At 65.6% G+C, this 26,703-nt stretch carries 23 protein-coding genes and 3 tRNA genes; 13 read left to right on the top strand and 13 right to left on the bottom strand.

What is annotated here, in order from left to right; translation table 11 throughout:
• The first annotated feature begins 42 nt into the window (after positions 1-42).
• From gyrA to ACVWZ7_RS11265, 5 genes are all read left to right on the top strand, one after another.
• Positions 43-2,778, top strand: a complete 2,736-nt coding sequence (gene gyrA / locus ACVWZ7_RS11285) for a DNA gyrase subunit A (protein ID WP_456507892.1) — start codon at positions 43-45, stop codon at positions 2,776-2,778.
• Positions 2,775-3,407: a DUF3566 domain-containing protein gene (locus ACVWZ7_RS11280; protein ID WP_116766337.1), complete on the top strand. Its 633-nt coding sequence runs from the start codon at positions 2,775-2,777 to the stop codon at positions 3,405-3,407. The genes gyrA and ACVWZ7_RS11280 overlap by 4 nt, the downstream gene beginning before the upstream one ends.
• A gap of 97 nt (positions 3,408-3,504) precedes the next feature.
• Positions 3,505-3,578, top strand: a tRNA-Ile gene (locus ACVWZ7_RS11275).
• 63 nt (positions 3,579-3,641) lie between these two features.
• The gene (locus ACVWZ7_RS11270; RefSeq protein WP_456507891.1) at positions 3,642-3,764 is read left to right on the top strand and encodes a DLW-39 family protein; all 123 of its coding nucleotides are present in this window, start codon (positions 3,642-3,644) and stop codon (positions 3,762-3,764) included.
• A 69-nt stretch (positions 3,765-3,833) separates the two neighbouring features.
• Positions 3,834-3,909, top strand: a tRNA-Ala gene (locus ACVWZ7_RS11265).
• Positions 3,910-3,984: 75 nt separating this feature from the next.
• On the opposite strand, the gene ACVWZ7_RS11260 is transcribed toward ACVWZ7_RS11265, so the two are convergent.
• A complete protein-coding gene (locus tag ACVWZ7_RS11260) occupies positions 3,985-4,353 on the bottom strand; it encodes a cupin domain-containing protein (RefSeq protein ID WP_091248561.1) in 369 nt (122 codons plus the stop codon).
• Between the two features lie 131 nt (positions 4,354-4,484).
• Between ACVWZ7_RS11260 and ACVWZ7_RS11255 the strand changes: the two genes are divergently transcribed.
• Positions 4,485-5,429, top strand: coding sequence for a DMT family transporter (locus tag ACVWZ7_RS11255; protein WP_456507890.1), 945 nt, complete (start codon positions 4,485-4,487; stop codon positions 5,427-5,429).
• 46 nt (positions 5,430-5,475) lie between these two features.
• On the opposite strand, the gene ACVWZ7_RS11250 is transcribed toward ACVWZ7_RS11255, so the two are convergent.
• Together ACVWZ7_RS11250 and ACVWZ7_RS11245 are read right to left on the bottom strand one after the other, a co-directional pair.
• Positions 5,476-6,348: a glycosyltransferase gene (locus ACVWZ7_RS11250; RefSeq protein WP_116766340.1), complete on the bottom strand. Its 873-nt coding sequence runs from the start codon at positions 6,346-6,348 to the stop codon at positions 5,476-5,478.
• A 145-nt stretch (positions 6,349-6,493) separates the two neighbouring features.
• On the bottom strand, positions 6,494-7,489 hold the full coding sequence (locus ACVWZ7_RS11245; RefSeq protein WP_456507889.1) for a hypothetical protein: 996 nt from the start codon (positions 7,487-7,489) through the stop codon (positions 6,494-6,496).
• A 155-nt stretch (positions 7,490-7,644) separates the two neighbouring features.
• On the opposite strand from ACVWZ7_RS11245, the gene ACVWZ7_RS11240 reads away from it, so the two are divergent.
• Together ACVWZ7_RS11240 and ACVWZ7_RS11235 are read left to right on the top strand one after the other, a co-directional pair.
• Positions 7,645-8,190 carry a peptidylprolyl isomerase gene (locus ACVWZ7_RS11240; protein WP_116766342.1) on the top strand — a complete coding sequence of 182 codons (546 nt, stop codon included), beginning with the start codon at positions 7,645-7,647 and terminating at the stop codon, positions 8,188-8,190.
• 9 nt (positions 8,191-8,199) lie between these two features.
• The gene (locus ACVWZ7_RS11235) at positions 8,200-9,066 is read left to right on the top strand and encodes a rhomboid family intramembrane serine protease (protein WP_116766343.1); all 867 of its coding nucleotides are present in this window, start codon (positions 8,200-8,202) and stop codon (positions 9,064-9,066) included.
• A gap of 1,202 nt (positions 9,067-10,268) precedes the next feature.
• Here ACVWZ7_RS11235 and ACVWZ7_RS11230 read toward each other — a convergent pair.
• Together ACVWZ7_RS11230 and ACVWZ7_RS11225 are read right to left on the bottom strand one after the other, a co-directional pair.
• On the bottom strand, positions 10,269-10,874 hold the full coding sequence (locus ACVWZ7_RS11230; protein WP_116766344.1) for a DNA-3-methyladenine glycosylase I: 606 nt from the start codon (positions 10,872-10,874) through the stop codon (positions 10,269-10,271).
• Between the two features lie 164 nt (positions 10,875-11,038).
• A complete protein-coding gene (locus ACVWZ7_RS11225; RefSeq protein ID WP_116766345.1) occupies positions 11,039-11,290 on the bottom strand; it encodes a cell division protein CrgA in 252 nt (83 codons plus the stop codon).
• Positions 11,291-11,457: 167 nt separating this feature from the next.
• On the opposite strand from ACVWZ7_RS11225, the gene ACVWZ7_RS11220 reads away from it, so the two are divergent.
• A complete protein-coding gene (locus ACVWZ7_RS11220) occupies positions 11,458-12,258 on the top strand; it encodes a class E sortase (protein ID WP_456507888.1) in 801 nt (266 codons plus the stop codon).
• Between the two features lie 170 nt (positions 12,259-12,428).
• Positions 12,429-13,070 carry an anthranilate synthase component II gene (locus tag ACVWZ7_RS11215; RefSeq protein ID WP_116766346.1) on the top strand — a complete coding sequence of 214 codons (642 nt, stop codon included), beginning with the start codon at positions 12,429-12,431 and terminating at the stop codon, positions 13,068-13,070.
• Positions 13,071-13,106: 36 nt separating this feature from the next.
• Here the strand turns inward: ACVWZ7_RS11215 and pknB are convergent, their stop codons facing one another.
• Genes pknB through ACVWZ7_RS11180 form a run of 7 tightly spaced genes read right to left on the bottom strand, consistent with a single transcriptional unit; the run spans position 13,107 to position 22,806 of the window.
• The gene (gene pknB / locus ACVWZ7_RS11210; protein ID WP_456507887.1) at positions 13,107-15,083 is read right to left on the bottom strand and encodes a Stk1 family PASTA domain-containing Ser/Thr kinase; all 1,977 of its coding nucleotides are present in this window, start codon (positions 15,081-15,083) and stop codon (positions 13,107-13,109) included.
• A gap of 6 nt (positions 15,084-15,089) precedes the next feature.
• Positions 15,090-16,931: a protein kinase domain-containing protein gene (locus ACVWZ7_RS11205; protein WP_456507886.1), complete on the bottom strand. Its 1,842-nt coding sequence runs from the start codon at positions 16,929-16,931 to the stop codon at positions 15,090-15,092.
• Entirely contained in the window at positions 16,928-18,385 is a 1,458-nt protein-coding gene (locus ACVWZ7_RS11200; RefSeq protein ID WP_456507885.1) for a peptidoglycan D,D-transpeptidase FtsI family protein, read from the bottom strand. Before ACVWZ7_RS11200 ends, ACVWZ7_RS11205 begins: the two co-directional genes overlap by 4 nt.
• The gene (locus ACVWZ7_RS11195) at positions 18,382-19,824 is read right to left on the bottom strand and encodes an FtsW/RodA/SpoVE family cell cycle protein (RefSeq protein WP_456507884.1); all 1,443 of its coding nucleotides are present in this window, start codon (positions 19,822-19,824) and stop codon (positions 18,382-18,384) included. The genes ACVWZ7_RS11200 and ACVWZ7_RS11195 overlap by 4 nt, the downstream gene beginning before the upstream one ends.
• Positions 19,821-21,575: a PP2C family protein-serine/threonine phosphatase gene (locus ACVWZ7_RS11190; protein ID WP_456507883.1), complete on the bottom strand. Its 1,755-nt coding sequence runs from the start codon at positions 21,573-21,575 to the stop codon at positions 19,821-19,823. The genes ACVWZ7_RS11195 and ACVWZ7_RS11190 overlap by 4 nt, the downstream gene beginning before the upstream one ends.
• Positions 21,576-21,577: 2 nt before the next feature.
• Positions 21,578-22,060 (bottom strand): FHA domain-containing protein FhaB/FipA, encoded by a 483-nt coding sequence (locus ACVWZ7_RS11185; protein ID WP_116766351.1) that lies wholly within the window; start codon positions 22,058-22,060, stop codon positions 21,578-21,580.
• Positions 22,057-22,806, bottom strand: a complete 750-nt coding sequence (locus ACVWZ7_RS11180) for an FhaA domain-containing protein (RefSeq protein ID WP_116766352.1) — start codon at positions 22,804-22,806, stop codon at positions 22,057-22,059. Before ACVWZ7_RS11180 ends, ACVWZ7_RS11185 begins: the two co-directional genes overlap by 4 nt.
• A 383-nt stretch (positions 22,807-23,189) precedes the next feature.
• Here ACVWZ7_RS11180 and ACVWZ7_RS11175 point away from each other — a divergent pair.
• A tRNA-Leu gene (locus ACVWZ7_RS11175) sits at positions 23,190-23,272 on the top strand.
• Between the two features lie 196 nt (positions 23,273-23,468).
• On the opposite strand, the gene ACVWZ7_RS11170 is transcribed toward ACVWZ7_RS11175, so the two are convergent.
• Positions 23,469-24,161: a TetR/AcrR family transcriptional regulator gene (locus tag ACVWZ7_RS11170; protein WP_116766353.1), complete on the bottom strand. Its 693-nt coding sequence runs from the start codon at positions 24,159-24,161 to the stop codon at positions 23,469-23,471.
• A 183-nt stretch (positions 24,162-24,344) separates the two neighbouring features.
• Here ACVWZ7_RS11170 and ACVWZ7_RS11165 point away from each other — a divergent pair, with 183 nt between their 5' ends.
• Together ACVWZ7_RS11165 and ACVWZ7_RS11160 are read left to right on the top strand one after the other, a co-directional pair.
• The gene (locus tag ACVWZ7_RS11165) at positions 24,345-25,733 is read left to right on the top strand and encodes a flavin monoamine oxidase family protein (protein WP_344365017.1); all 1,389 of its coding nucleotides are present in this window, start codon (positions 24,345-24,347) and stop codon (positions 25,731-25,733) included.
• 45 nt (positions 25,734-25,778) lie between these two features.
• On the top strand, positions 25,779-26,702 hold the full coding sequence (locus ACVWZ7_RS11160; protein ID WP_116766355.1) for a universal stress protein: 924 nt from the start codon (positions 25,779-25,781) through the stop codon (positions 26,700-26,702).
• The last annotated feature ends 1 nt before the right edge of the window (position 26,703 follow it).

Below are 26,703 nucleotides of genomic sequence, written 5' to 3'. Positions count from 1 at the left end.
TATTCCAGAGCTGATATATACCCGAAACGGAAAATATAGACTATGAGTGACGAAACACCCGAGGTGCCGGTCGGTTCGACCGGCTCCGAGCCCGTCCTTGAAGGCGCCATCCTCGACGGCGACGTGCTGACCGACCGCGTCGAGCAGGTGGACCTGCAAACCGAAATGCAGCGCTCCTACCTCGACTACGCCATGGCCGTCATCGTGGGCCGGGCCCTGCCCGATGTCCGCGACGGCCTCAAACCGGTCCACCGCCGCGTGCTGTACGCGATGTTCGACGGCGGCTACCGCCCGGAGCGCTCGTTCAACAAATGCGCCCGTGTGGTGGGCGAGGTCATGGGCCAGTACCACCCGCACGGCGACACCGCGATCTACGACGCCCTGGTGCGCCTGATCCAGGACTGGACCATGCGCTACCCGCTGGCGCTGGGCCAGGGGAACTTCGGTTCGCCCGGCAACGACGGGGCCGCGGCCCCGCGGTACACGGAAACCAAGATGGCCCCGCTCGCCATGGAGATGGTCCGGGACATCGACGAGGAAACCGTCGACTTCCAGGACAACTACGACGGCAAGAACCAGGAACCGACCATTCTTCCGGCCCGGTTCCCGAACCTGCTGGTCAACGGCTCGTCGGGCATCGCCGTCGGCATGGCCACCAATATCCCGCCGCACAACCTCCGCGAGGTCGCCGACGGCGTCCAGTGGTACCTCCAGAACCCGACGGCCAGCCGCGAAGAGCTTCTCGAAGAGTTGATCCTGCGCATCAAGGGACCGGATTTCCCGACCGGTGCCACGATCCTCGGGCACAAGGGCATTGAGGACGCCTACCGCACGGGCCGCGGCTCCATCACCATGCGCGCCGTGGTCAACGTCGAGGAGCTCCAGGGCCGCACGTGCCTGGTGGTCACCGAACTGCCGTATCAGGCCAACCCGGACAACCTGGCCATCAAGATCGCCGAGCTGGTCAGGGACGGCAAGATCTCCGGCATCGCCGACCTCCGCGATGAGACCTCCGGCCGCACAGGCCAGCGCCTGGTGATCGTGCTCAAGCGCGACGCCGTGGCCAAGGTGGTGCTCAACAACCTCTACAAGCACACCCAGCTCCAGGACAACTTCGCGGCCAACATGCTCGCGATCGTTGACGGCGTGCCGCGCACGCTCAGCCTTGATGCGTTCATCCGCCACTGGGTTACCCACCAGATGGACGTCATCGCCCGCCGCACCCGGTACCGCCTGCGCAAGGCCGAGGAAGAGGCGCACATCCTGCGCGCCCTGCTCAAGGCGCTGGATGCGCTCGATGAGGTCATTGCCCTGATCCGCGCGTCCAACACCACCGAGGCCGCCCGCGACGGGCTCATGGAACTGCTGGACATCGATGAGCTGCAGGCCCGGGCCATCCTGGACATGCAGCTGCGCCGGCTTGCGGCCCTGGAACGCCAGAAGATCCAGGACCGCCATGCCGAACTCGAGGCCCTCATTGCCGAGTACAACTCGATCCTGGCCTCTGAGGAGCGCCAGCGCGAGATCATCAGCACCGAACTGGGCGAAATCGTAGCCAAGCACGGCGATGACCGCCGCACCAAGGTGCTCATGGGCTTCGATGGCGACATGTCCATGGAGGACCTGATCCCCGAAGAGGAAATGGTGGTCACCATTACCCGCGGCGGCTACGTCAAGCGCACCCGCAGCGACAACTACCGCTCCCAGCAGCGCGGCGGCAAGGGCATCAAGGGTGCCCAGCTGCGCGGGGATGACGTCGTGGAGCACTTCTTCGTCACCACCACGCACCACTGGCTGCTCTTCTTCACCAACCTGGGACGTGTCTACCGGGCCAAGGCCTACGAGCTCGCCGAAGCCGGACGCGATGCCAAGGGCCAGCACGTGGCCAACCTGCTGGCCTTCCAGCCGGATGAGCACATCGCCCAGGTCCTGGACCTGAAGGACTACCAGCACGCCCCGTACCTGGTGCTCGCCACCAAGCGCGGCTTGGTCAAGAAGACCCGCCTGGAGGACTACGACACCAACCGGTCCGCCGGCGTGATCGCCATCAACCTGCGCGACGGCGATGAGCTTGTCTCGGCCCAACTGGTGTCCGAAACCGATGACCTCATGCTCGTCTCCCGCAAGGGCCAGTCCATCCGCTTCACCGCGACGGACGAGGCGCTGCGCCCGATGGGCCGCGCCACCTCCGGCGTTACCGGCATGAAGTTCCGTGAGGACGACGAACTGCTCGCAGCCGACGTCGTGAAGGACGGCTCGTTCGTGTTCATCGTGACCGAAGGCGGCTTCGCCAAGCGGACCGCGGTAGAGGAATACCGGCTTCAGGGCCGCGGCGGCCTCGGCATCAAGGTCGGCAAATACCAGGAGGAGCGCGGTCACTTGGTGGGCGCCCTCATCGTCCAGGAAGAGGACGAGGTCCTGGTGGTCATGGAGGGCGGGAAGGTGGTCCGCTCCTCGGTCAGCGGTGTGCCGGCCAAGGGCCGGGACACGATGGGTGTGATCTTCGCCAAGCCGGACAAAAACGACCGCATCATCGCCGTTGCGCGCAACAGCGAACGCGGGCTGGAAGGCGACGAGCCTACCGACGGTGAAGATACCGGCGAAGAGGCCGGCGGCGACGCTCAAACTCGGGCTTCCTCGCCGGATGACGTAACGTTGGCTGAAGATGGCGGATTGCACGAGAGGTCCGCAGCGGCAGAATCAGTACCGGCCCCGGAGTCAGATGAGTCATCAGGCAATGCCGAGCTGGACGAAGACAACACCGGAGGTAACGAGTGAGTAATTCCGACTCATATCCCAAACCGAGCAGCGGCGTGCCGGGCGGAGTGCGGCAACCTGCCGCAGCACCGCGTGTGGGCGCTCCCTCGCGTCCGCAGCAGCGCCCCGGCGTGTCCGGCGCGGCCACGGCTGCAGGCCAGCGGCCGCCGGCCCCCGGCCAGCGCCCCGCCGTGCCCGGCCAGCGCCCCGCCGTGCCGGGACAGCGCCCCGCTCAGTCCGGCGGGCAGAACTCGGCCGGATTGATCAAGCCTGCCCCCAAGGCGAAGGTACGCCGGGCCAGACTGCTGATCAGCAAGGTGGACCCCTGGTCCGTGCTGAAAATGGCCTTCCTGCTCTCCGTAGCCTTGGGCATCGTCACTGTCGTGGCGGCAATCGTGCTTTGGACCGTCCTGGACCTGACCGGGATCTTCGACCAGGTGGACAGCCTGCTCGGGACCCTCGCGGGCTCCGAAGGCGGTGGCTTCGAACTGAAGAAGGTGGCATCCCTGGGGCAGGTGGCGTCGTTCGCCACCATTATCGCCGTGATCAACGTGGTGCTGCTGACGGCCCTGTCCATGCTTTCCGCGGTGCTGTACAACATCGCGGCGACGCTCGTGGGCGGCATCGGTGTGACCCTCACGGACGACTAAACCCGTATTTTTCCGCGGAATCCTGCGGAAAAGTTCCTCGATTTGAGATCGGGCCGGGATGTGCTGTACAGTCATATCTCGGCCCGATGAGGCATCGGGGCGTATAGCTCAGGCGGTTAGAGCGCTTCGCTGATAACGAAGAGGTCCCAGGTTCAAGTCCTGGTACGCCCACGGAACCTGTACTGGTTCTGATAGAGGTTAGTGAAGGTTCGTCGATGACTGGACCGGAACGGGGTGCGTGTGAAGAAGTTGCTGGTTATCGCAGCCACGGTCGCAGGCGTCTTCCTCTACCGGAAGGTGCAGGAATCCGAAGCCCGGAAAGTAGTTTGGAGCAACTCAACCGATACGGTTGATTAGCCCGGACCCAGGGATGGAAGCTGCATCAGCTCTCCGGAACTAGGGTATGATTGACGGGTTGCTTCTTATGGGGGCATGGCGCAATTGGTAGCGCACCTGCTTTGCAAGCAGGGGGTTCGGGGTTCGAGTCCCCGTGCCTCCACCATGAGAAAAGTCCCGGATCGCGGAAACGCGGTCCGGGACTTTTTGCATATCCGGGCAAGGGCGCCTGCCTGCAGACTCACTCCTTCGGCTTGGCGTAGTCCGACATCCCTTGCCAGTCGATGTACACATAGGGTTCGTCGCCGAGGACCCAAGCGTCGTGACCCGGCGGGATGACCCCGAAGTCGCCGGGACCGAATTCGATTTCTTCGCCGTCGTCCATGACGACTTTCAGGCGGCCCGAGACGGTGTAGCCCTTGTGGGCAACCATGCAGCTGTCCGTTTGGGCGATCGGCTTGACGTGCTGGGACCACTTCCAGCCCGGCAGGAAGGTCGCTCGCGCCACCGGTCCGGCGTCGAGGTTGACGAGGTCCACCTGACCCATGCCTTCGGCAACGGGGCGTGTTTCTTCCGGCTGGTCCAGGCTCTTGCGGATCATTGACGCCATGTTGGTCTCCTTCTTTGGTAATGGTGAGACCGGACTGTGAGACCGCGATTTAAGACTGGCACCGCGGTATGTACGGGTCAAGGAGTAGCGGACGGAAGGGCCGCCGCCGTCGGTCCCACTAGTGTGGGAGCGTGAACTTTTTACTTGCTGCCGTCGGGGTGCTTGGTGTGGCTTCGTCGGGGCCGCTCATTGCGGCCACGCTGGGTGCCACATCGGTCAGTGCCCTCGCCATCGCCTTCTGGCGCAACGCGATTGGGGCCGTCGTCATGGCTGGTCCCGTGCTGGTCCGCAACCCGCGCCAGTTCGGCAGAGTGACCGGAGCTGAGTTCCGCTGGTCGCTCGCCGCGGCGGTGGCTCTGGCGCTGCATTTTGCCTGCTTCATCACCTCGCTGCAGCTGACATCGGTTGCGGCGGCGACGGCGCTGGTGTGCCTGCAATCGGGCTGGATCGCAGTTTTCCAGATGTTCCGGGGCGTTCGGCACCCGTGGCCGGTCCTCGTGGGGCTGGGGATCGCGTTCGCCGGCGTCGTGACGATTACCGGCTTCGACATGGGCACTTCTCCGCAGGCGCTCCTGGGTGATCTCCTGGCGGTGGCCGGCGGCGCCCTGGCGGGCATGTACACGCTTGCCGGAGGCAAAGCCCGGCAGACCATGGGAACCGGCATCTATACGACGCTCTGCTATGGCATGTGCGCCGCGATTGTGGCGGGGATGGCGTTGTTGGCCGGACAGCCGCTGGCAGGGTTCGAGGCGGCTGGCTGGCTGGGGATCCTTGCCGTCACTGTGTGCGCCCAGCTCGTGGGGCACACAGCGTTCAACCACCTGCTGGCGACGATGAGCCCGCTGCTCGTATCAATGATCATCCTGCTGGAAATTCCGGGTGCGGCGCTCTTGGCTGCCGCGTTCCTTGGCGAGACGCTGCCGGCCGGGACCTATGCCGGACTGGCGATGATCCTGGTGGGGCTCGCCGTCGTCGTTCTGGGGCAGCGCAGGTCACGGCTGGCCCGGGGCGGCGCGGTGGTACCAGGCGGGGAGGGACCAGGCACTGAACGGCTGGCGGAGCTCGGCACGGACTAGACCGCGGCTATTGCTGGCGGTTCTTGGTAGCGCCTGTTGCTCGCGCCTATTGGCCACCGCGGCGGGCGGGCTGCGCGGTGTTGACGGTGTGAATGGCGCGGAGCAGCTTTGCCGGGAAGTAGACCGAGAAGAACACCACCATGGGCGCCTTCAGGGCCATCTTCTTGACGTTGTGGGCCTTGTAGGTGCGGTCAAAGCGCGTCACGTAGTAGCGGTAGTCGCGGGGTGAATCCTCGAGCCTCCGGGCGGACATGCCCGAGATCATCTGCGGCCAGTACTGGATCCGGAGATCGTGGTCCGCCAGGTGCAGCGAGAGGTCGATGTCCTCGTGCATTTCGTCCCGTTCGTCCCGGCAGGTGTCGGCCCGGATGGTTTCCCAGGCCGAACGGCGGAGGGCCATGTTGGAGCCGAAGAGGAAGTGATACTGGTGCTTGGCAAGCTTGAGCATCAGTTGTCGCATTTTGTCGTCGGCCTTGAGCCCGAAGCGGCGCATCGGCATGTCGTAGTAGACCACCGGACCCGTTGCGGCGTGCACCGAGTCGTCCGTGAAGGCATTCTGGACCTGCTCCACCCAGTCAGGCTCCAGCACGGAGTCGGCGTCGATCCTGCCGAGGATGTCGCCGGTAGCGTGGTCCAGACCGAAATTGCGTGTGGGAATGAGCCCCTGTGCGCTGTGCTGGCTGAGCAGGATGATGGGACTCTCCGGATACTCAAGCTGCATCTGGCGCACGATGTCCGCCGTGCGGTCTTTGGACAGATTGTCCACCACAATGATTTCGTGGGCAGGCACCGACTGGTAGACCGCGGCAATCAGACACTGCCGGATGACGCTTTCCTCGTTGTACGCCGGGATCACAATAGACACAGACGGCGGTGGAGCAGTAAGCAGGTCGTCCTGGGGTGATCTATGGGGTGACATCACCACAAATTTAGCATCTAGCCTGCAGGCTGAAGCCGGGCCGCGGCGCGGCCCGGCGCCGGACCGGGCGAAACAAAGGGAGGGATCCCGCCCCATGGCGGAATCCCTCCCTCGGTTCGGCTCAATGGCCTCGGCTCGGCCGGTGCTACTGGCCCGGCTTGTTCGAGCCGTTGTTCAGGTTGGACGCGATGTTGCGGACGGCGGTCTTGGCATCGGTGGCAACTTTGGTCGCAGCCGTTGTGGTGTCGTCGGCAACGTCCTTGGCCGCCTCCGTTGCATCGTCGGCCGCTGCAGCTGTCGCGTCGGCTGCCTCCGCAGAGGCATCAGCCGCGGCGTCGGCTGCCGCAACAGTGGCGGCGCCGGCCTTGTCGGCGGCGTCCTTGAGGGTCTCGTTGACGCTGCTGGCCGCGACAGGGGCCGGCGTTACCGGCGTCGGCACCTTCCAGGGGTCCTCCACCGGCTTGGAAGCCTTCCAGGCGGCAACACCGGCAGCAGCTGCGGCAGCGATGATGCCGAAGATCAGCAGCCCGCGGTGCTTGTGCTTGGGCTTCTGCGGCTTGGCGAGCTTCGCGCTGGCGGTCTTACCGGCCTCGGCGGCGGCGGCCTTGATGTTCTTTCCGGCAGCCTTGGCCTGCTTTTTGGTGACCTTGGCCTGCTCCTGGACGCTGCGGACGACGCCGGAGTCAACAAGCTTCTGCGCCACGGCGTCCACATGGGCCGGAGCATTCTCCAGCGTGCGGTGGACGGCCTCGGAAGCGTACCCGAGCTGGTCGGAAAGCTTGGGCAGGTACTCGACCACCACCCGGTCGCGTGCGCTGGCGATCACGGGGGACGCCTTGTCCACGGCTTCGTGCAGGCGCGGAGTCGCGCCCTCGGCGGCTTCGGTGATCTTCGGCGCAAGGTGGGCCAGGCTGTCCTGAAGGCGGGGGGTGACGGTGGCAACGCTGCCGGCCAGATTGTGGGCTGCCGACTTGAGCCCTTCCTGAATCTTGGGGGACGCGGTGTCCAGTCCATGCTGCAACCGGGGAACAGCCCAATTCACGGCCGCTTCAACCCGCGGTGCCGCCCAATCCTTGGCGTTGTCTACTCCGGTGCTGACTGACTGCTCAAGGTCACGGGCAATACGATCCGATTTCTTCACAACTACCTCCCGATTAATGTGACGGTTCTGCTGTTAGCCTACGTGTCTAGGAACGCACCGGCTATTCTTCAGGCCGATTTCCAGTGGATTTCACCCAGCGCGGAACTGACTGCGTGGCCCTATGCGCATGGACCCGTCATGGAAGAATAGGCCCCATGACTGCCAACGCAACCGCAAAAGCCACTATCCACACGAGCCTCGGCGACATCGTCGTCAACCTCTTTGGCAACCACGCGCCGAAGACCGTCGACAACTTCGTCGGACTGGCCACCGGTGAGAAGGCCTGGACCCACCCGGAAACGGGCGAGGACAAGACGGGCACGCCGCTCTACAACGGCACCATCTTCCACCGCATCATCAAGGACTTCATGATCCAGGCCGGCGATCCGCTGGGCCGCGGCACGGGTGGACCGGGCTACAAGTTCGACGACGAAATCCACCCGGAACTGACGTTCAACGAGCCGTACAAGCTGGCCATGGCCAACGCCGGCATCCAAATGGGCCGCGGCACCAACGGTTCGCAGTTCTTCATCACCACCATCCCCACGGGCTGGCTGCAGGGCAAGCACAGCATCTTCGGCGAGGTCGCCGATGACGAATCCAAGAAGGTCGTCGACGCGATCGAAGGCGTCCGCACCGGCATGGGCGACCGCCCCGTCGAGGACGTCACCATCAACAGCATTGATATCGAGAAGCTCTAACCCCACACCATGAGCTACGGAGTTCCGGCGGCAGAGCCGTCCGCGGAGATCCCGGTGTGCCCCAGGCACCCGGACCGGCCCGCCTATGTGCGCTGCCAGCGATGCGGGCGCCCTGCGTGCCCCGATTGCCAGCGGGCGGCCGCCGTCGGATTCCAATGCGTTGACTGCGTCAATGAAACCAAACGCACGACGCCGACCGTCAGGACCGTCTACGGCGGCGCCGCGACCATCGGCAAACCGGTAGTCACTTTCGTGATTATCGGGCTGTGCGCCCTTGTTTATGCCCTGCAGTGGATCGTCCCCAACGACGGGATCTACCAGCAGCTGGCATACGCCCCCGCCTTCACTGACAGCGAGCCGTGGCGGATGCTCACCTCGGCGTTCCTGCACTCCCAGGGATTCCTGCTCCACATCGTCCTGAACATGTACACGCTGTGGATTTTCGGCCAGATCCTTGAACCGCTGCTGGGCCATGTCCGCTTCCTGGCGATCTATCTGCTCTCCGCCGTCGGCGGCTCGGCCGGCTTCCTCCTGCTGACCCCGGTCTATCCCGTGAACGGCCCCGTTGGCCTCGTAGGAGCCTCCGGCGCCATCTTCGGCCTGTTCGGCGCCCTGCTGGTGGTCCAGCGGCAACGCGGCGGCGATATCCGCCAACTCCTGGTCCTGATCGCCATCAACGGCGTCATCGGATTCATGGTCCCCCAGATCGCGTGGCAGGCCCATCTTGGCGGCCTCGTCACCGGCGCCCTGAGCGCCGTCGTCATTGCCTACACTCCCCGCGGACCCCGGCAGACTCTGATCCAGGTGATCGGCCTCGCCGGCGTCCTGGCCCTGGTGATCGTCGTTTCAGCCGTCCGGATGGCCGGCGCCGCTTAAGTCGGGCCCGCCTCCACCACCTTTGCCGCCTACCCCGGCGGCGCCCTTTTGCCGTCCATCCCGTCTGCGCCCCGCCGTACTCGTGCCAATCCATCAGGGCGTGGTTCCGGGCAGTTTTGTCCGGGTGGCACTTCGACGTGAAAACGCCGCTCCCAGGCCGTCTATCGCCGTCTCCGGCCCGCAAAGTCGCCCCGGACGGCGCACCTCACCAGTCCTGCCGGCGCACCCTGACAGCCCTGCCGGCGCGACCCGGGTTCCCGTCTGCACCACCCGTCTGAACCCCCGGGGAAAACCCGTCCGATCTGCGGCGATGTCCCCGGCCGCGGGTGGAAGTTTTCCACAGGGGTTATCCACATTGTTAATAACTTACACGCGTGTAGTTCGTCCCGGGTTTCCCGATCTGAAGGCCACAGCTGGCGAATTTCCGGAAGCGTGGTGACGCCGTCCGATGGATCTCCACACCTGTGGATAACTTCTGTGGGTAGCCCTGTGAGTAAGTGGATAACTCTGTTTGTTCGCCGGGTCCGCTGCTTCGCCCTCCAACAATGCGTCCCCAGGAACTGCAGACGCGCTGGCGGCTTCCCGCCGGCCCGTCGCCCCGTGTCGCTGGATCGTGCGCCATCGCCGCAATGTGCAGCGGTGACGTCGTTTGATCCGGCCGCCCTTCAGGCCGCAAGCACCGCTGGCCGAGCCGAGGTCTTTCAACAGGGTTATTCACAGTGTTAATAACTTGATGCGCTTAGTAGCCACGCGAAGAAATCCGGCTCATGGCCCGCTAGCAAGGCATGCCGGTTCCCCGAGCCGGCGGTTATCCCCAGCTGTGGATAACTTGTGGGTAGAACACTGTTACTAAGTGGATAACTTATTCGTCGCACTCCGCCGGCCGGGACAGTCGCTTCTGGCGTGGCCTGGCACGGCCGCGGAGCACCGGACGGGACGGACGGCCGATCCACGGCACTTTTCCACAGGGAATCCACACTGTTAATAACTTACAGAGTTGTAATTCATGGCCCGGCGGAGATACCGCCGCCTCCGGGCTGGCCAGCTGCGGCCTTTTACCCGGGCTGGAAGGCGCGAATGAACGGAAACTTATGAACAATGTGGATAAGTTTCCCCAGACTTGTGCACAGCTGTGGATAAAGCCGGCTCGTGAAACCGGCGCTGCGCGGCACCGCGTCAGGCCGTCCCGCCGGACCGCGGCGTCAGTGCGGCCAGACGCCCGACGTTCCGCGCCGGTGGCTGTCCAGCAGGTGGGTATCCACCATGCCGATGGCTTCCATGAGCGCAAACATGGTGGTGGGTCCGACGAACGCGAAACCCTTCTTGCGCAGCGCCTTGGACAGCGCCACAGACTCGGCCGAGGTCGTGGGGACCTGATCCAGCGAATGCGGCCGGGGCGTGGTTGAGGGCTGAAAGGCCCAGACGAAGTCGACCAGGCCGCCGTCGTCCCGCAACGCCAGAGTGGCACTGGCGTTGGTGATCGTTGCCTGGATCTTGAGCCGGTTCCGGACAATGCCGGCATCGAGCATGAGCCGTTCCACATCGGCGTCGGTGAAGGACGCTACCGTCTCCGGGTGGAAGTTCTTGAATGCCGCACGGAAAGCGGGCCGCTTCCGCAGAATCGTCGCCCAGGACAGCCCGGCCTGGAACCCTTCGAGGCAGATTCGTTCGTAGAGACCTTGCTCATCCCGGACGGGCATTCCCCACTCGGTGTCGTAGTACTCACGCAGCATGGGATCCACGGCTGCCCACACAGGCCGCGCCAGTCCGTCGTCGCCAATAATTGAGCCGCTTACTGCCGGGGTCATCTGGAATCCTTCGCTGGGTTAATGCCGCTCCCAGCATTATCGGTCATAAGGACACGGCCGCCTGAAGCCTGGACAGCCGGGCGCTCGAGCGCCGGGATTAACGCTGATGGGCCGGTACACAGTGTGTACCGGCCCATCAGGGACATGCTCCGCGGAGGCGTGGTTCAGGAACGCCAGCGCGTGGTCATCAGGAAGCCGATGATCGCGATTCCGAACCCGACGACGATGTTCCACGAGGCCCAGGCCTGCACCGGGAAGGCGCCTTGAGTGATGTAGAACGTGATGATCCACAGCAGACCAACGATCATCAGGCCAAACATGACGGGCTTGAACCAGACCGGATTGGGCTTGTAGGCCGCAGCAGAAGTCTGCGGCGCCACACTGGTAGTCCTCTTACGCGGCTTCGAGACGGGCACTGATCCTCCTTGGCGGGCCGGAACAAGGGCGGCTTGGTATCGTGCAGGAGGTAAGCCCCCGGCGGCCAGCGCGCTCTTGGTCAAGTTTGAATTCTCGTTCGCAGTCAATTCTAGCTGTAGTTCAGGCCACACCGTTGACCCCCAATCGCCCACGAGGAGAACCCGTAGTGCTGCAGTTGAAGCAGGGATCCGGCCGGACCGGCTGCCGGCGGGGACTGTTCCGGCGCGGTGTCCGGATCGCAGGTGAACTGCTCATGACGGTCGGCGTCATTCTCCTGCTCTTCGTGGCGTGGCAGTTGTGGTGGACGAATGTAGCCTCCGACGCCCGGCAGCGCGACGTCGTTAGGGAATTCGCCCGTGGGACCGCAGTAGCCGCTCCCGCGGCGTTCGGCGTGCCGGAATCCGGCGGAGCCGCGCAGGACGTCGTGCCGGCGTCCGCCGCCGCTGAACCCGTCGTTGCCCCTGAACCAGAAGAGGGCGCGACGATCGGCATCATGTACGTTCCCCGGTTCGGTGCCGGATACACACGCCCCATCGTTCAGGGAACCACTCCGGCGCTGCTGGACACCCTTGGCATCGGGCACTACCAGGGCACCGCGATGCCGGGCGCGGCGGGAAACTTCGCGGTGGCCGGCCACCGGCAGACTCACGGCGCGGTCCTGGACAACATTGATGCCCTGGTGCCCGGGGACCGAATCTACGTCCAGACCCGCGAGGGCTACTATGTCTACGTGTTCCGGAACAGCCAGATAGTCCTGCCCTCGCGGACAGATGTACTGCTGCCGGTGCCGATGCAGCCGGGCGCAATAGCCACCGAGCGCTACCTGACTATGACGAGCTGCAATCCGCGCTTTGGCTCGCAGGAACGCTTTGTCGCCTACGCACTGCTGGAGCGGTGGCAACCTGTGTCGGCGGGTCCGCCGGCCGAAATCGCTCCCCAGGCGGCCCGCGCGGCCGGGGAAGGCTGAGGCATGTACAGCTGGCTATTCCGCCACCTTCCCGGGCCCTTGTGGCTCAGGATTGTGACGGCGCTGGTGCTTGCGGCCGGAGCACTGGTATTGATGGTTCAGTTCCTTTTTCCCTGGCTGGCGCAATTCACCCAGTTAACAGATTCAACGATTGGTTCAGCAAGGCACCCATGAGCACAACCAAGATCTTGGTCGTAGACAACTACGACAGCTTTGTCTACACCCTGGTGGGCTACCTCCAGGAGCTCGGCGCGGAGACCACGGTGGTCCGCAACGACGACGTCACGCTCGCCGAGGCGATCGAAATGGCCGAGGCACGCGACGGCGTGCTCATCTCCCCCGGCCCGGGGAATCCGGCCGAGGCCGGCGTCTGCATTGAGCTGATTAAATGGTGCGGCCGCCACGCAAAGCCCATGCTGGGCGTATGCCTGGGCCATCAGGCGCTGGCGGAGGCCTACGGGGGAATCGTGACGCACGCGCCCGAACTGATGCACGGTAAGACGTCCCTGGTCGAACACCACGGAACCAGTGTGTTTGCCGGGCTCCAGTCGCCCCTCACGGCCACCCGCTACCATTCACTGGCCGCTGTCCGCGAGAGCATCCCGGAGGTCCTGGAGATCACCGCGGAAACGGCCACCGGTGTTGTGATGGGTCTGCAGCACCGCACCGCCCCGCTGTGCGGTGTCCAGTTCCACCCGGAATCAGTCCTGACCGAAGGCGGCTACCAGATGCTCGGCAACTGGCTCGAGTCGCTGGGCATGGCTGGCGCCGCCGAACGGGCAGCGGACCTGAGCCCGCTCATCAAGCACTGACCCGTCAGGGACAACCTAGGTAGGAAACAGCCCGGGTTAGGGGAACAACCCGTTCAGGACGGCGTCCTCCTTGGACGCGGTCTTGGTGGGACTCGGCGTGGGCGTCGGTGTGGGAGCTGGCGCCGGAGCCGGCGCCTTCGCCACCGTCACCGTGATGGTCTTGCCCTGTTCCACGAGCGAATCCGCGGCATCAGCCTGCCCTGTCACCTTGCCCGGAGCCACCTGGGAATTCTCCACTTCGGTGGCATTGAGCTTCAAGCCCTGGGCCGTCAGGGCCGCCTCCGCGTCCGCCAGGGGCAGCCCGATCAGCTGCGGCACGGCAACCTTCCCGGTCGAGACGACGATTTCGACGGCGTCCCCCACGGCCACCACCTGGCCAGGGGCCGGGTTGGTGGTGATGACGATGCCGGCCGGGACCGTGGGGTTGTTGGATGTCTTGGTGGTGAGGGAACCGGTCAGTCCCTCTTGGTGCAGGAGGTCGCGGGCCGCCGCCTCCGTCCGGCCGGGCAGGTCCGTCGGAATGGCGATGGTGCTGGGGCCTTCGGAGATGTTCAGGATGATGTCCGAGTTGGCTTCCAGGGAACTTCCCGAGGACGGCACCGTACCAATTGCAGTCCCCTTCGGGATGGTGTCGTGCTGCAGCCGTTTGAGCTGCGGCTTGAATCCGGCGTTATAGAGCCTCTGCAGAGCCTCTGATTCCGTCAAGGACGTCACGGTGGGTATCAGGACCTTGGTCGCCTGTGGCGGGCTTTGGTTCATGAGGTTGTATAGCCACAGGCCGCCCCCGGCCAGCACCAGCATCGTGAGGACCACCAGGGTCGCGATCCAGGTGCGGCGGCGGGATTTCTGCCGCGGCGTGCGTTCGCGTTCGACCGGCAGCGCCAGGGGCAGGCTGCCGGTGTCCGCGGTGCCGTACAGTTCGGTGCCGGCAGGCTGCAGCATGTGATCGTCCAGGGGCGCTTCCTCGGCGGGCCGCAGCCGGCCGCCGGGGGACTCGTCCAGGAACTTGGCCCCGGTCAGCGAGAAGGCTGCCGTGGGCGCCAGCGGGTCTTGACGGGAAACGGCGTTGGTGGGGTCGGTTGGGGCCTCACTGGCCGCCGGCGCGGTTACCGCTACACCGTTGCGCGCGGCCCGCAGGGCCCGCCGGAAGGCAGCCGCGTCCTGGAAACGGTCCGCGCGGTTCTTCTGCAGCGCCTTCATCAGCACGCTGTCCAGCGCGTCGGAGACCTCAGGGTTGAGGCTGCTGGCCGGCTCAGGGATTTCACGGACATGCTGGTACGCCACAGAGACCGGGCTGTCCCCGATGAACGGCGGTCGGCCGGTCAGCATTTCATACAGGAGGCATCCGGCGGAGTAGAGATCGCTACGTGCGTCGACCGTTTCGCCGCGGGCCTGTTCCGGAGACAGGTACTGGGCCGTGCCCACCACAGCCTGCGTCTGCGTCATAGTTGCCGAGGAGTCCGCAATGGCGCGGGCGATCCCGAAGTCCATGACCTTCACGCTGTTCGATTCCGGGCAGAACATCACGTTGGCGGGTTTGATGTCGCGGTGCACGATTCCGGCCTTGTGGCTGTAATCGAGGGCGGACAGGACACCCAGGGTGAAGTCGATGGCCTGATCGATGGTGACTTCCTTGGCCCGGACCAGGTCACGAATGGTTTTGCCGGAGACGAATTCCATCACGATGTAGGGCACCCGGACGTTGTCTTCGCGGTCACCGGGGACCGCATGGTCCCCGGTGTCGAAGACAGCCACGATCGAGGGATGGTTGAGCGCGGCGACGGCCTGGGCCTCGCGCTTGAACCGGGCCTGGAACTGGGGATCCCGGGCCAGGTCCGGGCGCAGCAGTTTGACGGCGACAGTGCGTCCCAGCCGGGTATCGACACCGCGGAACACGTCCGCCATGCCGCCGCGGCCGATCAGCTCACCCAGCTCATAGCGTCCGCTGAGGACGCGCTGCGTGTTCACAGGGCGATCCTCCCTGTGCGACGGTGTGCGGGGTGTGTTGTTCATGATTTCTTAGGGTGCGGACTTGGTAGGTGAAGGCGTTGCGGCCGAGGCCTTGGCGAGGTGGTAGGTCACGACGCTCCCGGAGGCCACCTTGCTCCCGGACGCGGGGTCCGAGCTCACAAAGGTTCCCGGGTCTTCCTTCTTGTTCGTGGGGCTGACGTCGGCTCCCTTGGCCCAGCGCAGTCCGGCGTTCTGGATGGCCTGCTGGACTTCGGCCTCGCTGGCGCCTGCCGGAATGGACGGGACGGCGACCATTTCCGGCCCCTTGGAGTAGCTCACGGTGATGGTGGTCCCGGGCTGGACCGGACCGGAGGGGTCAATATTGGTGACGGTACCCGGCGTCGCGTCGTTGAAGACCTCGGCGCCGGTGACTTGGAGCCCCTTGCCGACCAGCTCGTTGCGGACGTCGGCGTAGGGGCGCCCCAGGTAGGCGTCCGGGATCAGGTTGATGGCTGCCGGGGTGGACTCGGTGGGCGTCGCGGAAGAGGGAGTGGGGGTGGGGGTCTCGGAGGGCGACGCGGACGACGGCGAGGGGCTGGCGCTGCTCGGCTTCACGCTGTTGGACGTGGGGGCACTTGTGACCGGCGCCTGTGAGGGAAAGAGGTTACCGGCCTGGCTGATGACCACACCGGCCAGGGCGAAAACCACCAGCAGGATCAGCGCAATCAGCGGCCAGGTCCACGGGCTGCGCTTGCGGCGCTGCGGTTCCTCGGCGTGTTCGTCTTCCTCGTCGTACTCTGCTTCGTCCTGCACCCAGTTGCGCTCGGCGGCCAGGGCGTCGGCGCGGTTGAGCGCGTTGCGTGCCCCGTAGCCGCTGGCTGCTGCCGCGCCGGCCGCAAGGCCTGCCGCCGCGCCGGCACCGGCGGCGCCGACGACGGGCAGCGCGGAGGTTGCCGACGTCGACCTGTCCTCCGCGGCGCTGGAGGCAATGACGCTGGTGGCTGCCGTGGGGAGATCGACCGGGGCCGTGATGGGCCCGGTTGCCGCGTCGAAGAGGAGCATGCCCGGAACAGCTGCGTGGGCCGCCGCGATGTCACCGTTGCGGATGGCCTCGGCCGCCTCGGACAGCTTGATGGCATCAGCAGGGCGGTTCTTCGGATCCTTGGCCAGCATGGACATCAGGAGCGCCCGGACGGGCCGGGGCAGTGTCTCCGGCAGCGGCGGCGGCGCATCATTGACCTGGGCCAGCGCGATGGCGATCTGGGACTCCCCGGAGAACGGCCGGTGGCCCGTGAGGCACTCGTAGCCGATCACGCCGAGGGAGTAGATATCCGAGGCTCCGGTGGCCGTCTGCCCCGTGGCCTGTTCCGGTGCCAGGTACTGGGCGGTGCCCATCACCTGACCGGTCTGAGTCAGCGGAACCTGGTCGGCCAGGCGGGCGATGCCGAAGTCGGTGACCTTGACGCGGCCGTCCGGGGTGATGAGCAGGTTTCCCGGCTTGATGTCGCGGTGCACGAGGCCCTGCGCATGGGCGACAGCGAGGGCACGCGCCGTCTGCGCCATCATCGAGAGGGTCCGGTCCGGGGAGAGGACCTGCTCGTGTTCGATGATGCTGCTCAACGGCTGGCCCGGTACCAGTTCCATGACGAGGTAGGCGGAGCCCTCTTCCTCGCCGTAATCGAAGACGTTGGCGATGCCCACGTGGTTCAGGAGCGCGGTATGGCGTGCCTCGGCGCGGAACCGCTGCAGGAACCCGGGATCACCCGTGTATTCCTCCTTGAGCACCTTGATGGCGACAATGCGGCCAAGGATCAGGTCTTTGGCTTTCCAGACTTCTCCCATGCCGCCGATCGCAATGCGTGTGGTCAGCTGGAATCTGCCGCCGAGGGTGATTCCTGAAGTAGGCCTCACTTATTCAACACCGCCTCAAAAATCTTCTTCGCGTTCGGACTGGTTAGGTTTGCGCCGGTGGTGATGTCTACGCCTTCCATGACGATGGTGACAGCCACCTGCGGGTCATTCGCCGGGGCAAACCCGGTGAACCATGAGTTGTTCAAGCCGTTGCCGAGTTCCGCGGTTCCGGTCTTGCCGGCCACCTGGACGCCGGGCACGGCCGCCCGCTTGGCGATGCCGTCGTCAACGACGCTGACCATCCACTCGTTGATCTGCCGCGCGATCTCCGGCGTGGTGGAGGTGCGCAGGGCCTGCGGCTTCGGCTCGCTGATAGTCCGCAGGTCCGGGGCGCGTACGGCCTTGATCAGGCTCGGCTGCATCTGCACGCCGTCGTTGGCGATCGCGGCCGTCATCGTGTTGATCTGGAGCGGGGTGGCCCGGACATCCCGCTGGCCGATCGAGGACTGCGCCAGTCCTGCGTCGTCCAGCGGATCGCTCGGGAAAAAGCTCGGCGCCGAGTCCAGCTTCAACTGGTCGCCGAAGTCCTGCCCGAAGCCGAACTTTGACGCCTGGTCCCCGATGGCCTGCTGGCCCAGGTCCAGCGCGATGCTGGCGAACGGGGTGTTGCAGGACTGCTGCAGGGCAAACGCGAACGACGCCGTGCTGCGGGTGTAGCAGTTGCCTCCCGCATAGTTGGGGAGCTTGTATTCGATGCCCGGGAACGACATCTCCGCCGGGTTAGGCAGGACACTGTCCTTGTTGTACTTGCCCGACTTCAGCGCCGCAGCGGTGTCGATGAGCTTGAACACCGATCCGGGCGCCAGCAATGCCCCGGTGGGGCCGCTGACGTTCTGGTTCAGGTTGATCCCGGGGATCTGGTTGAGCTCGTTGTAGTTGGACTGCTCGGCCACCGGATCCTGTGTGGCAATCAGGTTGGGGTCATAAGAGGGCTTGGAGACCATGGCCAGGATCGCGCCGGTCTTCGGGTTGGTGACCACGATGGAACCACGCTGGCCGTCCGGGATGAGGTCGTAGGCAAGCTTTTGGATCTTGGGGTCCAGTGTCAGCTCCACGGACGCGCCCTTGGGCTGGTTGCCGAGGAACAACTGGCCAACCCGGTCCAGGAACTGCTGGTCCGAGCTGCCGGCCAGCACGTCGTTCATCGACTTCTCAAGGCCAGTGAGGCCGTAGTTCTTGGAGAAGTATCCGGTGACTCCCGCGTAGAGCTCGGGCTGGGAGTAGGTCCGCTGGAATTTGCAGCTTTCCGTGGCAGGCACGGATTCTGCCACCGGGGTGCCGCCGACAATGATGGCGCCGCGGTCGTTGCAGTAGTTCTGCAGGATGGCGCGCCTGTTCCAGGCGTTGGCTTGGAGCTCGTCTGCGCCGACCACCTGCACGTAGCTGAGCGCGCCGAAGATCAGCACGAACATCGCGATGGCGGCGATCCATGAATTGCGGATGGCCTGGTTCATAGCTGTTTCACCGCCTCGGTGGGTGCGAAGGGACTGGCTTGGGGAGCGGGAGCGCTGGAAGGCTCCGCGGGGAGGTTCTTTCCGGCGCCTGGTTCCTGGCCGGGTGGCAGCGGCGTCGTATCGACCGGCCGGCGCGCGGTGTGCGAGATCATTAGCAGCAGGCCCACGATGATCCAGTTCGCCAGGAGGGAGGATCCGCCGGCGGCGAGGAACGGCGTCGTGAGTCCGGTCAGCGGGATCAGGCGCGTGACGCCGCCAATCACCACAAAGCACTGCAGCGCGATCGCGAAGGAAAGTCCGGTGGCCAGCAGCTTGCCGAAGGCGTCGCGCGTGCCCAGCGCGGCGCGGAAGCCCCGGGTGAACAGCAGCAGGTACATCAGGACGATCGCGAAGACGCCGATCAGCCCGAGTTCCTCACCGAATGAGGCGATGATCATGTCGCTGTTGGCGAACGGGACGAGGTTGGGGCGGCCCTGGCCGAGGCCGGTGCCGACCAGGCCGCCGTTGGCCATGCCAAACAGGCCTTCGACGATTTGGAGGCTGCCGCCGAACTCCCGGCCGTAGACCTCAGGGGTAAAGGCATTGAGCCAGCCGTCGATCCGCAGGGCGACGTGGGAGAACGCCTTGGCTGCCACGAAGCCGCCTACCACCATCAGGACGAGTCCGATGATGACCCAGCTGATGCGGCTCGTCGCGACGTAGATCATGACGAGGAACAGGCCGAAGAACAGGATCGAGGTGCCGAGGTCGCGCTGGAAGACGAGCACACCGATGCTTACGAGCCAGGCCGTGATCATCGGTCCCATGTCTTTGAACCGCGGGAACTGCACCGGGCCGATCTTGCGGCCGGCCAGCAGGATCAGGTCCCGGTTTGAGGAAAGGTACCCGGCAAAGAATATGGCGAGTGTGATCTTGGCGATTTCACCCGGCTGGAAGGTCATGGAACCGATCTTGATCCAGACGCTCGCGCCCAGGACTTCTCCGGCCGAGATGCCCGGAACCAGCGGCATGACGAGGAGCGCCGCACTGACGGCCAGCGAAATATAGGTGAAGCGGCGCAGGATCCGGTGGTCCTTGAGGAACCAAATGACGGCGATCGCGACCGCCATGGCCACCAGGGTCCAGCGGAGCTGGTTGTTGCCGGTGTCTTCGCCCACCCTGTCCAGCCGGTGGATCATGGCAAGGCCCAGCCCGTTGAGAGCGACCACGAGCGGAAGTATTACTGGATCGGCATATTTTGCGCGGATCCGCAGCACCACGTGGAAGGCCAATGCGGCTGCCGCCAGGAGGCCGGACTGGAACCAGAAGTCAGTGTCGAACGCTTTTTGCCGGTCCACGCCTACGAGGGCCTGGGCGCCGATCCCGACGGCGAGGGCCAGGACCAGAAGGACAAGCTCCACGTTCCGTCGCGGCTTGGGCACGGGGTCGATGGGTGTCATTTGGCCCCCTCACAGTTCGTTGTCGGAGCGGGGGACGCCGAAGGCTTGGCCGCTCCCGGCGCAGCTGTAGCCCCGGGTGTCGCGGTGGCGCCCGGCGAGGCCTTGGCTCCGGGGGTGGCACTGGCGCCGGCCGTCACGGAGGGGGACGGCGTGAGGCACTCATCGGCCGGGGCTGTGGTACCGGTGCGCTCAAGGTTCTTGACGATCCGCTGTGCGTCGTAGAGATCTCGGGCAGGCACCGTCTGGCGGACCCGCTGCTGCGAGAATTCCGGAAGGTCGGACATCTTAATATCGGTCACCGCTTCGAGAGTGGAAAGCTGGATGGGTCCCAGGCGCTGGGAGACCCCGTTGAAGATGGCCACATGCTGATCGTGCTCGCCGATGTAGTAACGCGTCTGGGTCCAGGCGTAGCCAAGCCAGAGCCCGATTGCCAGCAGCGCGACGATGGCGGCGGCAATGGACACCGTGAGCCAGCGGCGCGGCCGCCCGGCAGCCTTGAATTCTTCGGTGTCCTCGCGGGTCTGTTCCGACTTGTGCGTGAGGACCGTGGCCGCGCGCCGGGCCACGGTGCGTCCGGCGATCGACGGAATGGACCCTGATTCCGCCGCTGCGGCGGCGGCTCCAACAAGTTCGTGCGGACGGGTGGAGAGCTCTTCGCGCAGGACTTCGGCCGAGAGATGTTCGCCCAGATGCGGGTCCGTAGTGGTCTCGGGTTCTTTGTTGCCAGCCGTCTTGTCCGCTTCCTTGCCTTCGGACGCGGGGGCGGGGGCCTGCTTGCCCGTCGCGGCCGGGGACCCGCCAGCGGGTCCAGCGGCGCCGGCGTCGTTCTTCTTCACGGGCTCGCCGGGGGACTTCGCCGCACCGACGGCACTGCCGGCCAGTGCTCCGGGCAACGCGGCGGCTGAAGGCCCGGCGCCGGGGGCTGCCGGCGCGGGGACGACGTCGACGGCGGCGGTCCGGACGTCGTCGGGCGTCTGCTCGCCGATGTCCAGCACCACAACGGTCACGTTGTCCGGGGCGCCGGCTTCCAGGGTCAGTTCAATGAGCAGGTCGGCGCATTCGTTGAGGTCCTTGGTTTCCCGAACCGTGCGCTCCACGACATGGCCCGCCACGTAGTTCAAACCGTCCGAGCACAGCAGCCAGCGTTCCCCGGGCTGGACGGCGAGGGTATCAAGGTCCAGCTCAGGGCTGGCATCGACGTCGCCCAGGACCCGCATGAGGACATTCTTGTGCGGATGCGTTTCGGCTTCTTCGGGCCGCAGGCGGCCTTCGTCGATGAGGCGCTGGACAAAGGTGTGGTCGATGCTGACCTGTTCCCACTCGCCGTTGCGCAGCCGGTAGGCCCGGGAGTCTCCGATGTGGGCGAAATGAAGCTTGCCCTCAGCGAGCAACAGGGCGGTGACTGTGGTGCCCATCCCGGCGAGCTTCGGATTGATATGGACCAGTTCGGACAGCAGGGAGTTTGCGGTCTGGATTTCGTCGGCCAGGACAGTGCCGGCGTCGCTGTCGTAGTCATCATGATCCAGGTGGATCATGTCCAGGACGGTCGCTGCCGAGGCGACATCGCCGCCGGCGTGGCCGCCCATGCCGTCGGCGACGACGGCGAGGTGCCGGCCCGCGTAGGCAGAGTCGTCGTTCTTGGCGCGCACACGGCCGACGTCCGAACGCGCGGCGTAGCGCATGATGAGTGGCCGCTTCGGGGCAGTTGCCTTGCCTTCGGCCCTGTCTGCGGGAAGATCCGGGGCAGCCATGGCTACGGCCTCAATTCAATGACCGTCTTGCCGATTCTCACGGGGACGCCCAGCTCCACCGGGAGGGCCCGGGTCAGCTGCTGGTCTGCCAGATACGTGCCATTCGTGGAGCCGAGGTCCTCGATGAACCAGCGGCTGCCCTGCGGGAACAGGCGGGCGTGGCGGCCCGAGGCATAGTCATCCTCCAGGACAAGGGTGGCTTCCTGCGCCCGGCCCAAGAGGATGGGGCTCGCCGCCAGCGGGAGCGTGGTGCCCTTGAGCGGACCCTCTGTCACCACGAGCTGGCGTGCCTGCTGCTTGACGGGTGCGGGCGGGGGCTCGGCCAGGGATGGGTTCTTGCGCACCTGCCGTGCCGTGGGGGCTCCGGCCGCTGCCTTGCGGCCGATCATCAGATCCCGGCGCATGGCCGAGACGATGCCGAAGATCAGCACCCACAGGAGGATAAGAAACCCGAAACGCAGGGCCGTAATGGTCAGTTCGCTCATGCGCGTCCGCCTGTTGTGGCGGGCAGTAGGCGGAAAATGATTTTGGTCCGTCCCATCGTGATTGTGGCGCCGTCAGTAAGTTCCGAACTGCCCACGATCTTTTGGCCGTTGACATAGCTGCCGTTCGTGGAGCCGAGATCGATCGCCTGGGCCGAACCCGGCCCCGTCCGGATTTCCAGGTGGCGGCGCGAAACACCGGTGTCGTCAATGAGGATGTCTGCGTCCGAGGACCGTCCGAGGACGATCGACGGCGCGTTGAGAGAATAGCGCTGCCCGTCGATGTCAAGCACGGGTTGAAGCTGCGCGGGCTGGCGGGTTGGAGCGGCCGGCACATTGCCGTGAACTCCCGGATGGGCCGGGACGGAAGGTGCAGTGGCCTTTTCGGTCCGCGAGGTGATGTCGAAATTTCCGGCGCGCTGCTCCTCATCGCGGCGGAAACTGATCCGGACCGGTCCCTGGAGGGTATAGCCCTGGCTGCGGACGTGGTTGATGACGACGTCGCACAGTTCTTCCGCAAGCGGGGTGCCCCATTCCTGGGCGCGCTGGAAATCGTCGGGGCTGAGGAGAACATCAAAAACGTTGGGGGCCAGCGTGCGTCCCGCGGCAATGGTGATGGCCTTGTTGTCCACTTCGCCACGGAGCCGGCTTGCGATTTCGACAGGCTCAACCTGGGCGCGAGAGCCGGTGGAGAAGACGCCGCGGACGGCCTTTTCGATGCCGCGCTCGACTTTGTCCAGCAATCCCATGGTCCTTCTCCTTTCCTGATGGCTGCCGGGCAGCGTTCGTTCCGGAACTCGGTTTCCAACTTTTGCGAGCCCGCTGTCCGCGGACACTCCTACATCAGATACTACTGGGCGTGTCTGGGAATGGCCTCAATGGACGCCCCCGGTGCGACGCCGAAAACAGCCCCGGCCACGCCCTGAAGTGCGGGGACATCCCCGGTGCGGCCGTCCCGGCGGTACCCGCCGCGGGCCAGGCAGCAGGGCGCCCGGACCTCGGAATACACCCGGAACGGCCACCCATCCGGCCCGATTGGTGTTTTCCCGCAATTGTCCGTTATGCTTGATCTCGCTGCTTTTACGAGGTTGGCGGTCCGGGAAACCGGCCCTATCCGAGTGGAAGAAGTTGCGCGCGAGTGGCGGAACGGCAGACGCGCTGGCTTCAGGTGCCAGTGTCCGAAAGGGCGTGGGGGTTCAAATCCCCCCTCGCGCACGCAATCGTAAGAACCCCGGTCTTCGGACCGGGGTTCTTTCGTTTAACCCACGCGGCCGGAATCACCGATCCACGAAGCTGGACGGGCCAATGGCGTCGGGGCTTCCCCACCTTCAGAGGCTTGGGGCCGCGTGTTGCGCCGAACCGCCGGCGTTTGGCGGTCCCCTGGCGTTGAAGGTGGGGAAACTCTAACCCGCTACGCGGTCCGCAGCGCCCCGAGTCCGGCCAGGAGTGCCTCGAGTCCCAGGCTGAAAGCGACGTCGGCCGGTTTTTCATGGCTGTCCTCGGCCAGGCGCTGGACGGCGGAGGTGAAATTCGGCGTCGAGGACGCCATGCTGCCGGAATCGAAGATGTCCGCCGGCGCCGTGGCGTCGTAGGCCGAGCCAAAGATGAAGGACTCGAGCGCCACGATGGCCGGAATGATGCGCTCTTGCGGGAAGCCCGCGCGGCTGAAGCCGGCGCTGACGGCCTCATACATGGCAAGCGTCCTGGGCGCATCGGCGACGGGCAGTACGGCGATGACAGGGATCAGGGGCGTGTGCTTGGAGAACACGTCGCGGTAGCTCCAGGCCCAGTCCCGCACGGCCTGCTCCCAGGGCCCGGACTCGAACGCGGCGACGTCCACGAACGAGGTCAGGTGGTCCTGGACCAGGACCAGGACGTCCCGCTTGGAGGAGACATGGTTGTACAGCGCAGACGGCGCAACGTTGAGGGTTCTCGCCAGAGCCGCCATGGTGAAGCCGTCGTAGCCGCTCTTGCCGATCAGCTGCAGGGCTGCCAACGTGATGCCCGCCTGGTCCAGCACGGCCGCGGCCGGCCGGCCCACGCGGCGGCGCGGATTGGTAGCGGAGCTGTGCGGATCCGCGGGGGCGCTGGTTGCTGCCGTCATTCCGGGCCTTTCTGCTCAGCTTGGCTGGCGGTTTCGGATGTTCCCATTCTGCTCCCACTTTACGGGCGAAATTTTCTTTAGCCGGGGGGTCTTCCCCAATCCGGCAGAAAGTCCTATCATCATAAATGAACGTCATTCATTTAGTGGTCCGCATCACCTAAGCGGCCACGGGGAGGAATCATCATGCTGGAACTTGACCGCGACGTCGTCATCGTCGGAGCAGGCCCGTCCGGGCTGACCGCCGCACGCCAACTGAAGAAGGCCGGACTGAGCGTCGCAGTGCTCGAGGCGCGGGACCGCGTCGGCGGCCGGACCTGGACCGACACCATCGACGGCGCCATGCTCGAAATCGGCGGCCAGTGGGTTTCGCCGGATCAGACGGCGCTTCTGGCGCTGATCGAAGATCTTGGACTGCAGACGTACTCCCGCTACCGCGACGGCAAGTCCGTCTACATCGGCGCGGACGGCAAGCGCACCCTCTACACCGGTGAGACCTTCCCGGTCAGCGAAACCACGGCCGCCGAAATGGACAAGCTCACGGCCCTGCTGGACTCCCTGGCCGCGGAAATCGGTCCCGAGGAGCCGTGGGCACACCCCAAGGCCCGCGAGCTGGACACCATTTCCTTCCACCACTGGCTGCGGGAGAATTCCTCAGATGAGGAAGCCTGCAACAACATCGGCCTGTTCATCGCCGGCGGCATGCTGACCAAGCCCGCCCACGCCTTCTCCGCCCTGCAGGCCGTCCTGATGGCAGCCTCCGCCGGGTCCTTCACCAATCTCACGGATGAGGACTTCATCCTGGACAAGCGGGTTGTCGGCGGGATGCAGCAGGTTTCGCTGCTGCAGGCGGCGGAACTGGGGGACGACGTCGTCCTGGACAGCCCGGTCCGCACCATCAACTGGGCCGAAGACGCGAGCGGCGCACACCGTGTCACGGCCGTTTCCGAACGGGCCATCGTGAACGCCCGCTTCGTCATCATGGCCGTGCCGCCGAACCTCTACTCCCGGGTGTCCTTCAACCCGCCGCTGCCCCGCCGCCAGCACCAGATGCACCAGCACCAGTCGCTGGGCCTGGTCATCAAGGTTCACGCCGTCTACAGCACGCCGTTCTGGCGTGAAGACGGCCTCTCCGGCACCGCGTTCGGCGCCGGCGCCCTGGTGCAGGAGGTCTACGACAACACGAACCACGAGGACCCCCGCGGCACGCTGGTGGGCTTCGTCTCGGACGAGAAAGCCGACGCCATGTTCGAGCTCAGCGCAGAGGACCGCCGCCGTGCCATCCTCGAATCGATCGCGTCCTTCCTCGGCGAGAAGGCCCTGGATCCCGAGGTCTACTACGAGTCCGACTGGGGCTCGGAGGAATGGACCCGCGGTGCCTACGCCGCGAGCTACGACCTCGGCGGCCTGCACCGTTACGGCAAGGACCAGCTCAAGCCGGTCGGTCCGATCTACTGGTCCTCCTCCGACCTCGCGGCCGAGGGCTACCAGCATGTCGACGGCGCCGTGCGGATGGGGCAGATCACGGCGGCACGGATCGTCGCCGCCGCGGACCGCGCGTCCGTCACCTCTTAAAAATCGCCCAACAGTCCTGTTCAGTTCAGTAAGGAGAGCGGCCGGATGCGTTACGTAGTGGGGTACTCAGCCAATGCCAGAGGCCACGATGCGGTCAATCTGGCCGTTTCCCTGGCTCTCGGGCGCGGAGCGAGCCTGGAACTTGTGCTGGTTGTTCCCGAAGTTCAGCAGTTCGGGGCCGCCCACGCACCCAGGGTCGGATTCGAGCACCTGCTCAATGAGCAGGCGCAGGAGTGGCTGGACCAGGCGCTGGCACTGGTTCCGGCCGGTGTCCCGGCCCGGGCCCACGTCCGCAGCGGCGATTCCGACGCCCACGCGCTCATCGCGGCCGCCGAGGAGTTCGGGGCGGACCTGCTCATCATCGGTGCCACCAGCAGCGGGATCTTCAAGCGGTTCTCGATCGGGTCGGTGGCCAGCGCCCTCCTCCACGCATCCACCGTTCCGGTGGCCCTGGCACCGCATGGCTACCACCGGCAGGAGGCCCTGACCCGGATCAGCTGCGGGCTCGGCACCCGGGCGGGCGCCGAGAAGCTGCTCGATTTCGCCCTCGGCATGGCCACGAACCGGGACGTCCCGCTGCGCGTGGTGTCTCTTCTGGCGCTCGACGGCGGCGATGCTGCCGGTGCCGCCAGCGCCGCCGAAGCGGCCCGGGAGTACGCGACGAAGCACCTTGCCGCCGCCCTGCCCGGTGGCGAGCAGGACGTCCGGGAGGAACCGAAGACGGAAGTCGTCGTCGCGCAGGGCCGCAGCATCGAGGAAGCGGTGGACCGACTGGACTGGGAAGACGGCGAGGTCCTGTTGATCGGATCGAGCAGGCTTGCCACGAGCCGGTCCATCTTCCTCGGCAGCACGGCCAACCGCATTCTGCGCGCCCTGCCGGTGCCGATGATTGTGGTCCCGAGTGACTATGAACTCAAGCAGATGAACCATTCAGCGTCGAATGACGTCCCCCGAGAGGCACAAAAATGAG

Source organism: Arthrobacter sp. TE12232 (assembly GCF_054062615.1).
Note: the sequence above shows the minus strand (reverse complement) of the source record. Positions and strands in the feature narration are given on the sequence as shown.

Bases quoted from the DNA above. Each gene is read 5' to 3' on its own strand.
- gyrA (WP_456507892.1), top strand. From the start codon at position 43: ATGAGTGACGAAACACCCGAGGTGCCGGTCGGTTCGACCGGCTCCGAG.
- ACVWZ7_RS11260 (WP_091248561.1), bottom strand. From the start codon at position 4,353: ATGGCGTCAATGATCCGCAAGAGCCTGGACCAGCCGGAAGAAACACGC.
- ACVWZ7_RS11250 (WP_116766340.1), bottom strand. From the start codon at position 6,348: ATGTCACCCCATAGATCACCCCAGGACGACCTGCTTACTGCTCCACCG.
- ACVWZ7_RS11240 (WP_116766342.1), top strand. From the start codon at position 7,645: ATGACTGCCAACGCAACCGCAAAAGCCACTATCCACACGAGCCTCGGC.
- ACVWZ7_RS11235 (WP_116766343.1), top strand. From the start codon at position 8,200: ATGAGCTACGGAGTTCCGGCGGCAGAGCCGTCCGCGGAGATCCCGGTG.
- ACVWZ7_RS11230 (WP_116766344.1), bottom strand. From the start codon at position 10,874: ATGACCCCGGCAGTAAGCGGCTCAATTATTGGCGACGACGGACTGGCG.
- ACVWZ7_RS11215 (WP_116766346.1), top strand. From the start codon at position 12,429: ATGAGCACAACCAAGATCTTGGTCGTAGACAACTACGACAGCTTTGTC.
- pknB (WP_456507887.1), bottom strand. From the start codon at position 15,083: ATGAACAACACACCCCGCACACCGTCGCACAGGGAGGATCGCCCTGTG.
- ACVWZ7_RS11200 (WP_456507885.1), bottom strand. From the start codon at position 18,385: ATGAACCAGGCCATCCGCAATTCATGGATCGCCGCCATCGCGATGTTC.
- ACVWZ7_RS11195 (WP_456507884.1), bottom strand. From the start codon at position 19,824: ATGACACCCATCGACCCCGTGCCCAAGCCGCGACGGAACGTGGAGCTT.
- ACVWZ7_RS11190 (WP_456507883.1), bottom strand. From the start codon at position 21,575: ATGGCTGCCCCGGATCTTCCCGCAGACAGGGCCGAAGGCAAGGCAACT.
- ACVWZ7_RS11185 (WP_116766351.1), bottom strand. From the start codon at position 22,060: ATGAGCGAACTGACCATTACGGCCCTGCGTTTCGGGTTTCTTATCCTC.
- ACVWZ7_RS11180 (WP_116766352.1), bottom strand. From the start codon at position 22,806: ATGGGATTGCTGGACAAAGTCGAGCGCGGCATCGAAAAGGCCGTCCGC.
- ACVWZ7_RS11170 (WP_116766353.1), bottom strand. From the start codon at position 24,161: ATGACGGCAGCAACCAGCGCCCCCGCGGATCCGCACAGCTCCGCTACC.
- ACVWZ7_RS11165 (WP_344365017.1), top strand. From the start codon at position 24,345: ATGCTGGAACTTGACCGCGACGTCGTCATCGTCGGAGCAGGCCCGTCC.
- ACVWZ7_RS11160 (WP_116766355.1), top strand. From the start codon at position 25,779: ATGCGTTACGTAGTGGGGTACTCAGCCAATGCCAGAGGCCACGATGCG.